This window comes from Pseudomonas sp. UBA3153 (genome assembly GCF_002364635.1).
Taxonomy (GTDB): Bacteria; Pseudomonadota; Gammaproteobacteria; order Pseudomonadales; family Pseudomonadaceae; genus Pseudomonas_O; species Pseudomonas_O kuykendallii.
In genome coordinates this window covers 1-9048 of sequence record NZ_DEYR01000088.1, presented here as the reverse complement: position 1 = coordinate 9048, position 9048 = coordinate 1, and the positions used below count along the sequence as shown (strand labels likewise).

Annotated in this window: 10 protein-coding genes, 1 pseudogene and 1 riboswitch; all 11 genes and pseudogenes read left to right on the top strand. The window is 69.4% G+C overall.

What is annotated here, in order from left to right; genetic code table 11:
- Window positions 1-385: pseudogene (locus B2X67_RS18555) on the top strand (response regulator); the annotation flags it as partial.
- 85 nt (window positions 386-470) lie between these two features.
- Window positions 471-1367 carry a peptidoglycan DD-metalloendopeptidase family protein gene (locus B2X67_RS18550; protein ID WP_286786414.1) on the top strand — a complete coding sequence of 299 codons (897 nt, stop codon included), beginning with the start codon at window positions 471-473 and terminating at the stop codon, window positions 1365-1367.
- 256 nt (window positions 1368-1623) lie between these two features.
- A riboswitch (guanidine-I (ykkC/yxkD leader) is annotated at window positions 1624-1729 on the top strand.
- Window positions 1730-1772: 43 nt separating this feature from the next.
- Window positions 1773-2777, top strand: a complete 1005-nt coding sequence (locus B2X67_RS18545; RefSeq protein ID WP_090224388.1) for an ABC transporter substrate-binding protein — start codon at window positions 1773-1775, stop codon at window positions 2775-2777.
- Between the two features lie 97 nt (window positions 2778-2874).
- Window positions 2875-3897, top strand: a complete 1023-nt coding sequence (locus B2X67_RS18540) for a fatty acid desaturase family protein (protein WP_286786413.1) — start codon at window positions 2875-2877, stop codon at window positions 3895-3897.
- A gap of 2 nt (window positions 3898-3899) precedes the next feature.
- Window positions 3900-4673, top strand: coding sequence for an SDR family NAD(P)-dependent oxidoreductase (locus tag B2X67_RS18535; RefSeq protein WP_286786412.1), 774 nt, complete (start codon window positions 3900-3902; stop codon window positions 4671-4673).
- Entirely contained in the window at window positions 4673-5422 is a 750-nt protein-coding gene (locus tag B2X67_RS18530) for an SDR family NAD(P)-dependent oxidoreductase (protein ID WP_286786411.1), read from the top strand. The genes B2X67_RS18535 and B2X67_RS18530 overlap by 1 nt, the downstream gene beginning before the upstream one ends.
- Window positions 5423-5424: 2 nt before the next feature.
- Window positions 5425-6309, top strand: coding sequence for a DMT family transporter (locus B2X67_RS18525; RefSeq protein WP_286786410.1), 885 nt, complete (start codon window positions 5425-5427; stop codon window positions 6307-6309).
- The gene (locus B2X67_RS18520) at window positions 6309-7073 is read left to right on the top strand and encodes a creatininase (RefSeq protein WP_286786415.1); all 765 of its coding nucleotides are present in this window, start codon (window positions 6309-6311) and stop codon (window positions 7071-7073) included. The genes B2X67_RS18525 and B2X67_RS18520 overlap by 1 nt, the downstream gene beginning before the upstream one ends.
- The gene (locus tag B2X67_RS18515) at window positions 7061-7699 is read left to right on the top strand and encodes a cysteine hydrolase family protein (protein WP_255964505.1); all 639 of its coding nucleotides are present in this window, start codon (window positions 7061-7063) and stop codon (window positions 7697-7699) included. The genes B2X67_RS18520 and B2X67_RS18515 overlap by 13 nt, the downstream gene beginning before the upstream one ends.
- Window positions 7696-8472 carry an N-acyl homoserine lactonase family protein gene (locus B2X67_RS18510; protein WP_286786409.1) on the top strand — a complete coding sequence of 259 codons (777 nt, stop codon included), beginning with the start codon at window positions 7696-7698 and terminating at the stop codon, window positions 8470-8472. The genes B2X67_RS18515 and B2X67_RS18510 overlap by 4 nt, the downstream gene beginning before the upstream one ends.
- Window positions 8469-9048 (top strand): hypothetical protein (locus tag B2X67_RS18505; RefSeq protein WP_286786408.1); only part of this gene is annotated, 580 nt, incomplete at its 3' end. The genes B2X67_RS18510 and B2X67_RS18505, both read left to right, overlap by 4 nt.

The following is a 9048-nucleotide window of genomic DNA, read 5'->3' as shown; positions in this document are numbered from 1 at the left end:
CCCCGCGGCTCCCGCCGCCAGCAAACCCGCACCCGCCGCCGCGCCGGCAGGCCGGGGCCAGGGCCAGTTGCGCCTGCCCGGCGGCATGCTCAGTTGCGTGATCAAGGCCATCAGCCTGAAGGAAGCGGCCATCGTGGTGCGCCGCGGCGAGCTGATCCCGCAGGTGCTGGAAAGCGCGGTGCTCGACCTGGAACAGGGCGAAGGCGGCGAAGTCGCGCGCCTCAACGGCTACCTCCACTCGGTCGCCGCCTTCGAGCCGAAACCCGACAGCGACTGGCTTCAGCTGATTTTCCGCTTCGTCGACCGCGACCCGCAGAAAATGGACTACCTCTCGCGCCTGATCGCCCGCGGCACCGCGCAGAAGCATTTCGTCCCCGGCGCCTAGGGCGTCCTGCGCGACGGCCGGCGATTCGCCGAGCCGGGCCGGCGCTGCTATCTTCGCCTCGCGATCCCTTCCACCGCGGAACCCTATGCCCGGACGCCTGTTCTTCCTCTGCTGCCTGCTGGCGCTCAGCGCGCCCGCCGCCGCGCTGACCGTCTACAAGTACACCGACGCCAACGGCGTGGTCACCTACAGCGACCAGGCCGCGCCCGGCGCGAAGGTGTTCGTGTTCCAGGACCGCATGGTCGAGCGCCTGGACAACCAGGTGAAGCTGGAGACCCGCAAGCACGCCGGCGGCGAAACCCTCAGCGTGCGCAACGACCTGTACGCGCCGGTGGAGGTCGAGCTGCGCCTGGAAAAGCTCGACAACGCGGTCGGCGCGCCGGACAAGCCGATCCACTGGGTGCTGCCGCCACGCAGCTCGATCCGCCTGGCCACCCTCGCGCCGCGCGATTCCAGCCAGCCGCTGCGCTACACGCCCAGGCTGCGCTACGCCCTCGGCGACCCGCGCCTGCAGCCGCTGGCGGTGCGCTATCCGCTGCCCTGGCGCGGCGGGCCGTTCCGCAAGAGCCAGGGCGCCAACGGCGGCTACAGCCACAACACGCCGAAGGGTCGCTACGCCATCGATATCGCCATGCCCGAGGGCACACCCATCGTCGCCGCCCGCGCCGGCATGGTGGTGAAGGTGGAAAACGACCAGAGCGGGCGCGGCAAGAACCCTTCGGGCAACTTCGTGCGGATCCTTCACGATGACGGCACCATGGGCGTCTACCTGCACCTGATGCAGGGCTCGGTGAAGGTGCGCGAGGGCCAGCGCGTGCTGCCCGGCAGCGCGCTGGCGCTCTCCGGCAACACCGGCAACAGCACCGGTCCGCACCTGCACTTCGTGGTCCAGCGCAACGTCGGCCTGGCGCTGGAATCGATTCCCTTCGACTTCGCCCAGCCGGTGGACGCGCTGCCCAATTTCGCCGTGGGTGGCGAGTAGGCGGCTTCGTTGCACTGAAAACTGGCGTGGCGCCTGCCGCTGGTGCGCCGAAGCGTGGCAGGCGCAGCGCACATTTCCCACGCCGGTTCCGCCGGATGCCGCCAACCCGTTGAACGCGCTGGGGTTTGCCGGCACGCCAGGCAGGCTGCGACAAACTGGCACCGGACTTGCAAAAACCCAAGCGAACGGGATGAGTCAACGCGCCGGCAACGCTGGTACATCGTGCACTCATGACGCTTGGCACACAGGAGCAACACCAGAGGCGAACTAGGGTTCCGGTCCACGCGAGTGGATGGCAGGTCCGAGAGTTCTCCGGCCCCAAGGACAAGGGGGCTACACGGCGGGATAAAAGCCCGGGAGACGCGTCGTCATCCCGTGCCCGATTCCCTGTGTAGGAGTTCCGCCATGAGCCTGTCGCTAACCCGCTTCGCGTTCCGCAAGACCCTCGCCGGCCTCTGTCTGGCCGCCGCCACGCTACTCCCGGTCGCCGCCTCCGCGGCCGAATCGCTGAAGATCGGCACCGTGGTCTGGGCCGGCTACGCGCCCTTCTATGTCGCCGATGCCCTCGATCTGTACAAGAAGCACAACCTCAAGGTGCAGCTGCAGTTCTTCAACGATCCCGCGATGATCCCGTCGGCGATGGCCGGCAGCGCGCTGGACGGCGGCATGCTCACCTATGACCAGGTGATCAACTCGGCCGCCAAGGGCCTGGCGCACAAGGTGGTGATGCCGATCGACTTCTCCAACGGTGGCGATGCCATCGTCGCCGAGAAATCCATCACTTCGGTGGCCGACTTCAAGGGCAAGAAGGTCGGCTTCAACCCGCTTTCGCCGTCCGACTTCCTGCTCGCCTATGCGCTGAAGACCAACGGCCTGACCGACAAGGACATCCAGCCGGTCAACATGACGCCCGAAGGCATTCCCGGCGCCATGGCCTCCGGCAGCCTGCCGATCGGCGTGACCTACGAGCCCAACGTGTCGCAGATCCTCGGCATGCCCGGCGACAAGTTCCATGTCGTCTACTCGTCCAAGGACGCGCCCGGCCTGATCACCGACGTGCTGGTGTTCGACGAGAAGATGATCGCCAAGAAACCCGCCGCGATCAGCGCGCTGATCCTCGGCTACCTCGACGGCCTCGCCTACATCCAGAGCCATCCGGACGAAGCGGCGAAGATCATCGGCAAGGTGCTCGGCGTCGACGCCGAAGAAGCCAAGGCGCAGATGAGCGGCGTGTACAACATCCCGCTCAACGAGATGGAAACCAACTTCACCAAGGCCGAGGCCACCACCTCGTTCTTCGGCAGCGGCGCGGTGATCGCCAAGCTGCTCAAGGATAACGGCCAGATCGCGGAGATCCCCGACTTCGCCAAGACCTACGACGCCCAGTTCGTCAAAGCGCTGACCGAGTAATCGCGTCCTCGCCGGTGGAGGGGCTTGCCCTCCACCGACGCTGCACCTGCGCCCGACTTCGCCACGGCGAGCCCGCGCTCCACCGCTGGAGGAACCCATGTCCACCCAGATCTACCGCTACGCCGACGGCCGCCTGGCCAATACCCTGGCCATCGCCTACACCCTCGTCGGCTACGTCGGCGGCATCGGCCTGCTGCTTTCCGGTCACTGGGCGGCGATCGCTGCCGGCACCCTGCTGCTGGCCCACGCGATGATCGTTGCCGCCTACCTGATCCACGAATTCGCCCACGGCACCATCTTCGCCAAGCCCCGGCACAACGAATGGGCCGGCGAGCTGTGCAGCTGGATCTGCGGCAGCTGCTACGCCGGCTTCCAGGACCTGCGCACGAAGCACATGCGCCACCACGTCGACCGCGCCGACGTGATCACCTTCGACACCAAGGCCTTCCTCGCCCGCAGCCCGGCCTGGTTCCGCAAGCTGGTGCTGGCCGCGGAATGGGCCTACGTGCCGGCGGTCGAGCTGATCATGCATTACTACGTGATCCTCCTGCCGTTCATCACCGACAACGCCAAGCACCGCGCCAACCGCCGCAAGGTCGCGCTCACCCTGCTGATCCGCGGCGTGCTCTTCGGCCTGCTCGCCTACGCCTCGCCGCTGGCCGCCGTGCTGTACTTCGTCGCCTGGTCGATCATGCTCACCGTGCTGCGCTTCACCGATGCCTACCAGCACACCTACGACGCCTTCGCGGTGCTCGAGGACGGCGGCAAGATCCCCGACGACAAGACCCGCGACCGCACCTACGAGCAGATGAACACCTTCAGCAACGTGGTCTCGGTGCGCTGGCCGGTGCTCGACCTGCTGCTGCTCAACTTCGCCTACCACAACGCCCACCACGAAAAACCGGTGGCGCCCTGGTACCGCCTGCCGGCGCTGCACAAGCAGCTGTACGGCGACGACTACGCCCAGGTGCTGCCGATGCACCTGCTGTTCAAGAGCTTCCACCAGCACCGCCTGCGCCGCGTCATCGACGACAACTACGGCGTGGTCGAGCCGGAAGGCAAACACCGCGCCGACGGTTTCTACGGCGCGGTCGGCGTGTCCTTCCTGACGGCGGTGTGAGCATGATCGACTACCGCGGCAAACAGGTGCTGATCACCGGCGCGGCCAGCGGCATCGGGCGCGGCCTGGCGCGCGCCTTCGCCGAGCAGGGCGCCACCCTGGATCTGCTCGACCGCAACGCCGAGGCGCTGGGGCAGGTCGCCGAGGAACTGGCGACGCTGACCTCCAGCCGCATCGCCTGCGTCGACCTGGGCGACAGCGCTGCCATCGCCGACTACGCCGCCCGCCGCGGCGGGCGCCCGCTGGATGTGCTGATCAACAATGCCGGCGTGGAGTACGCCACGCCGCTGAGCGATACCGGCGCACAGGCCGATGCCCACTGGCAGGCGCTGCTGGACAACAACGTCGCCTCGATGCTGCGCCTGACTCGCGCCCTGCTGGGGGACCTGAAGGACGGCGCCAGCGTGATCAACCAGGCGTCGATCTGGGGCCTGAAGGGCGTGCCGGGGTTTTCCGCCTATGTCGCCAGCAAGCACGCGGTGATCGGCCTGACCCGCTCGCTGGCCTGGGAACTGGGCGGGCGGAGGATTCGCGTCAACGCCGTGTGCCCCGGCTGGATCGCCACCGAGGCGGCGATGCGTTCGCTGCGGGTGATGGCCGCCGAGGCCGGGCGCAGCGAGGAGCAGGAACTGGCCACGATCCTCGCCGCGCAGGCGGTGCCCGAACTGCTCACGCCGGCGGACCTGGCCGGCACCTTCCTGTTCCTCGGCAGCGCACTGGCGACGCCGATCACCGGGCAGGCATTGTCGGTCAGCCACGGCGAGGTCATGCACTGATGGCGCGGCCACTGGAACACCAGGTCGCGCTGGTCACCGGCGCCACCCAGGGCATCGGCCGCGCCATCGCGATCGCGCTGGCCGACGCCGGCGCGCGGGTATGGATCAACCACCTCGACCAGCCGCAGGCCGCCGAGGCGCTGGTGGCGCAGATCGTCGCCGGCGGCGGCCGCGCCCACGCGGTACAGGCCGACGTCGCCTCGGCGGAGCAGGTCGAGGCGATGTTCGTCGAGGTGCTCGGCCACGGGCCGCTGGACATCCTGGTGAACAACGCCGGGATCATTCTCGAGAAAGCCTTCCTCGACACCGACGAGGACGACTGGGCACGTCTGCTCGGCGTTGACCTCGGCGGCGTCTACCGCTGCTGCCGCCAGGCGCTGAGGCACATGCAGCCACGCGGCACCGGCAGCATCGTCAACATCGCCTCGGAACTCGGCCAGCTCGGCCGCGCCCAGTACGTCGCCTACTGCACCGCCAAGGCCGGGGTGATCGGCCTGAGCAAGTCGCTGGCCCGCGAGTTCGCCCCGGCGATCCGCATCAACGCGGTGGCGCCCGGCCCGGTGGACACGCCGATGGTCTCGCTGGAGCACATGAGCGCCGAGATGATCGCCGCGGAAACCGCGATCCCCGCCGGCCGTCTCGGGCGCCCCGAGGAAATCGCCGCGGCGGTGCTGTTCCTCGTCTCGCCGCAGGCGAGCTTCTTCCACGGTCAGACCCTCGGCGCCAACGGCGGCGCCTGGATGGGCTGAAGATGAGCCTGCTGCGAGCGGAACTGGCGCTGATGAGCGGCGCGATCCTGTGGGGCCTCGGCTGGATTCCGGTGCAGATGTTCGCCAACCGCGGGCTGCTCGGCATGCCGCTGATCCTCGCCTGCTACGGCCTGCTCAGCCTCGTCAGCCTGCCGCTGATCCTGCGCCAGCGCCGCGCCTGGTGGAGCCAGCGCTTCAACCTGCTGGCGATCGGCGCGTGCGGCGGCTGGGCCACCGCCGGGCTGGTCAGCGCGCTGTCCGAAGGCGACGTGATGCGCGCCATGCTGCTGTTCTACCTGGCGCCGGTATGGGCGCTACTGGGCGGCTGGCTGCTGCTCGGCGAACGCCTCGACGCCACGCGTATCGGCGCTGTGCTGCTGGCCATGCTCGGCATCGCCCTGACCCTTGGCGTCAGCCGCGAGAGCTTCCAGGCGCTGCACGGCAGCGATGCCCTGGCGCTCTCCGCCGGCATGGCCTTCGCCCTCAACAACATCGCCACGCGCTCGGCCGAGCGTGTGCCGCTGACCAGCAAGGCGCTGGTCGCCTTTCTAGGCAGCGCCGCCTTCGGCGCGCTGTTCTGCCTGATCCAGGGCCGCGGCCTGCCGCCGATGTCGGTGCAAACCTGGGGCCTGGTGGCGCTGTTCGGTGCCTTCTGGCTGGTCTCCATGGCCGCGGCGCAGTACGGCTTCAGCCACGTCGAGGCCAGCCGCGGTGCGGTGCTGGCGCTGGTCGAACTGATCGCCGCGGTGCTCAGCTCGGCGGCCTTCGGCGAGCGCGAGATCGGCCTGCGCGAATGGCTCGGCGGCGCCCTGGTGCTGGCCGCCGCCTTCATCGCCGCGCGTCCGCCGCGGCCCACCCTTCCCTCTGTCTGCGAGGCAAACCGATGATAACCGTACGCATGGACCAGCTCAGCTGGGTCGAATACGCCCGCCGCGTGAGCGAGGAATCGCCCGTGGTCTTCCTGCCCTGTGGCGCCACCGAACAGCACGGCCCGCACCTGCCGCTGGGCACCGACGCGCTGCTCGCCAGCGCGCTCTGCGAGGACGTCGCCGCGCGCGTCGGCGGGCTGGTCGCACCGGCGCTGTCCTACGGCTACAAGTCGCAGCCCAAGTGCGGCGGCGGCAACCATTTCTGCGGCACCACCAGCCTCGACGGGCAGACCCTGATCGCCCTGGTACGCGACGCCGTGCGCGAGTTCGCCCGCCACGGCGTGACCCGCCTGGTGCTGGTCGACGGTCACTACGAGAACCAGTGGTTCGTCACCGAGGGCATCGAGCTGGCGCTGCGCGAGCTGGGCCCCACCGCGAAGCTGCAGGTGATGCGCCTGGAGCACTGGGATTTCTGCAGCGAGCAGACCCTGGCCGACGTGTTCCCCGAAGGCTTCCCCGGCTTCGCCCTGGAGCACGCGGCGGTGATCGAGACGTCGCTGATGCTGCACTACCTGCCGAACCTGGTGCGCATCGACCTGATCCCCAACGATCCGCCCGCCGATTTCCCGCCCTACGACATGTACCCGAGCCGCACCGAGTGGGTGCCGCCGTCCGGCGTGCTGTCCTCGGCCAAGGGCTGCAGCGCCGAGAAGGGCGCGCGCATGGCCGGCGACATCTGCAACGGCATCGCCCAGGCGGTGCGCAAGGAATTCGCGCTGTGAGCACGGCCCTGATCGTCATCGACATGCAGCGCGACTTCTGCGCCGCCGGTGGCTACGCCGACCGCGCCGGGCTGGACATCACGCGCCTGCGCGCGCCGATCCCGGCGATCCAGCGCCTGCTCGACGGCGCCCGTCGCCACGGCCTGGCGATCTTCCACACCCGCGAGGGCCATCGTCCCGACCTCGCCGACCTGCCGGAAAGCAAGCGCCGGCGCGCCGAGTGCGCGGGTGCGCCGATCGGTGGCCAGGGCCCCTTGGGGCGCCTGCTGGTGCGCGGCGAGTACGGCCACGACCTGATCGACGAGTTGCAGCCGCTGCCCGGCGAGCCGGTGATCGACAAGCCCGGCTACAGCGCCTTCGCCCACACCGACCTGGAGCTGATGCTGCGCAACCGCGGCATCGACGAGCTGATCGTCACCGGCGTGACCACCGAGGTCTGCGTGTCCTCGACGCTGCGCAGCGCGGTGGATCTCGGGTTCGCCTGCACCCTGGTCGACGATGCCTGCGGTTCGGCGCACGCCACGCTGCACGCCGCCGTGGTGGCGATGATGGCGGTGGAAGGCGGGCTGTTCGGCCGCGTCCTCGACAGCCAGGATGTACTGGCCGAATGGGAGGAACGCCGATGACCCAGGTAACCCGCCTGTGGCCGCTGCTCACCGCGACCTACCGCTACGACAAGTCGATCTCCACCTACCGCCGTGGCCAGGGCATCGCCATCGAGGCGCCTATCCTCGCCTACCTGATCGAGACGAAGCAGGGGCGCATTCTCTACGACGTCGGCTGCGACTACCGCAAGATCGCCGACCCGGCGCTGCGCGAGCGCTGGTACGGCGACTTCCCGCTGGGCGCGCCGCAGATGAGCGAGGAGCAGCGCCTGCCGGCGCATTTCGCCCGCCTCGGCCTGACCCCGGCGGACATCGACCTGGTGTTCCTCGGCCACCTGCACTTCGATCACGCCGGCGGTCTCTGCGAGGTCTGCGGCGCCGAGGCGCACGTGCACGCCGCCGAGCTGGAGGCCGCCCGCGGGCAGGCCGACGAGGCCTACTTCGCCGACGACTTCGCCGGCGACTACCGCTGGAAGGTGCAGACCGGCGAGTACGACCTGGTCCCCGGCGTGCGCGCGATCGACACGCCCGGCCACACCGCCGGGCACATGTCGCTGCTGATCGAGCTGCCCGAGGGCAAGCCGGTGATCCTCGCCGGCGACGCCGCCGACCTGACCGAGAACATTGAGGAGGAAATCGCTCCCGGCACGCTCTGGCAGGATCGCGAGGACATGGCCATCGACAGCATCCGCAAGCTCAAGGCGCTGGCGCGGGAGACCGGCGGCGAGCTGTGGCCGAACCACGACATGGCCTTCTTCAACGGCCTGCGCCAGTTCCCGGAGTTCCATTCATGAAACCTGTTCCCGACGCCTACCTCGGCGTCTGGCAGCGCACGCTGCTGACCACCACCGGTGGCGTTCACGACAGCAGCACCCACGTCTACTGGCTGCAGACCGAGCGCCTGTTCGCCGACCTGCGGATTCCGCAGCCGGCACCGCGCAGCGAGGCCGAGCGCGTGCTGCAGGCCGGCTTCGCCGGCGTCACCGAGGTCAACGACGACCTCTGCCAGTGGCACCGGGCGATCGACTTCCAGCCGCCGAGCGGCCGCGAGGACATCGGCCGGATGCGTTTCGAGTCCAGCGAGCGCGTGCTCGAGGACGGCCTCGACGGCAGCTACCACGAAGTCTGGGAGCGCCTACCGGAATCCCTCGGGCGCAACTGGGGCACCTGGCTGAGCGCCGGCGACGGCCGCCAGGGTTGCCTGCTGCTGGCCGGCGACTGCTTCCTCTTCGCCGCCGGCCGCGCCACCGCCCTGCCCGCCGCGCCCTCGCTCGCCGCGCTGCTGGCGGGTGGCGCGGAGGCCGGCACGCTGTTCGACTTCGAGCTGTCGTTCGGTCGCCATTGCCAGGGCACGCAGCCCTGGCGCATCG